1 protein-coding gene is annotated in these 1313 nt (G+C 58.1%); it reads left to right on the top strand.

Going from position 1 to position 1313, the window contains the following annotated elements; all coding sequences use genetic code 11:
* The first annotated feature begins 66 nt into the window (after positions 1–66).
* A protein-coding gene (locus CFR72_RS16785) for an IS3 family transposase (RefSeq protein WP_110914814.1) occupies positions 67–1253 on the top strand; the annotation gives its coding sequence in 2 pieces (ribosomal slippage) (positions 67–337 and positions 337–1253; 1188 coding nt in all).
* Positions 1254–1313 lie beyond the last annotated feature (60 nt).

The following is a 1313-nucleotide window of genomic DNA, read 5'->3' as shown; positions in this document are numbered from 1 at the left end:
AGAAGTGGTCCCCATTTTTCGGACAGGGCGATAAGCTATCATCTGGCCTGAACGAGGACGGGTTTTATGGGCAAGGTTACGCGGAAACGGTATGCGGCGGAGTTCAAATCACGGGTTGCCCTGGAGGCGATCCGTGGCGAACTGACGCTGGCGGAGTTGGCGTCGAAACATGGCGTGCATCAGACGATGATCGCCCAATGGAAGCGCCAGGCGATCGAAGGCATGGCAAGCCTTTTTTCTGGTAAGTCAGTAACGGAACCTTCAGTCAGCCCTGCTGATGTAGAGAAACTGCATGCCAAGATCGGCCAGTTGCTGGTGGAACGGGATTTTTTGCGGGATGCCTCTGCTCGGTTGGGCGTGATCAGAGGCGGCAGATGATTGACCCGAAGCGAGCGCGTCTGCCGATAATCCGGCAATGCACGCTGCTGCAACTCAACCGGTCGGGCGTCTACTATCGACCTGTGCCACAGAGCGAGGCCAATCTGGATCTGATGCGGCTGATCGACGCCCAGTTCCTGGAAACGCCCTATTATGGCTCACGGCAGATGACATGGCATCTGCGCCGCCTGGGGCATGAAGTGGGCCGCAAGCGGGTCCGGCGGCTCATGGCGATCATGGGCCTGCGGGCGATCTACCAGAAGCCGCGCACGACCGTGCCCCATCCGGAGCATCGGAAATATCCATATCTTCTGCGGGATCTGGTCATCAATCGGCCTGACCAGGTCTGGTGTTCCGATATCACATATATTCCCATGAAACGGGGATTTCTCTATCTCGTGGCGATCATGGACTGGTTCACGCGCAAGGTCCTGTCCTGGCGTCTGTCGAACACGATGGACGTGGAGTTCTGTATCGAGGCGCTACAGGATGCCCTCAGACGCTATGGCGCCCCGGACATTTTCAATACTGACCAGGGGTCGCAATTTACGACACCCCGTTTCACCGGGATACTGGAAGAGCGTCAGATCCGCATCAGCATGGATGGGCGCGGTCGCTGGCTGGACAACGTGTTCATCGAGCGTCTGTGGCGGTCGCTGAAATACGAATGCGTCTATTTGCACGCGTTCGAAACCGGATCGGAGCTACGGGCCGGGCTTGGCAGATGGATCGCCCATTATAACGAAAGGCGTCCGCATACGGCGCTGGCTGGACGTACGCCCGATGAGGCGTATCATGACGTGCCGACGCCATCTGGTCCGGGGTTAACCCCGGACCAGATGGCCAACAGCAACGCTGTCAGAAGGGCGGCATAACAACAACCGGGTATAGCTTATCAAGCCCACAAAGCTGTCCGAACGGACGGGACCACCTCA

Source organism: Gluconacetobacter entanii, from assembly GCF_003206495.1.
In the GTDB taxonomy this organism is placed as follows: Bacteria; Pseudomonadota; Alphaproteobacteria; order Acetobacterales; family Acetobacteraceae; genus Novacetimonas; species Novacetimonas entanii.
The sequence above is the reverse complement of the archived record's forward strand: the minus strand, read 5'-3'. Positions and strand labels throughout refer to the sequence as shown.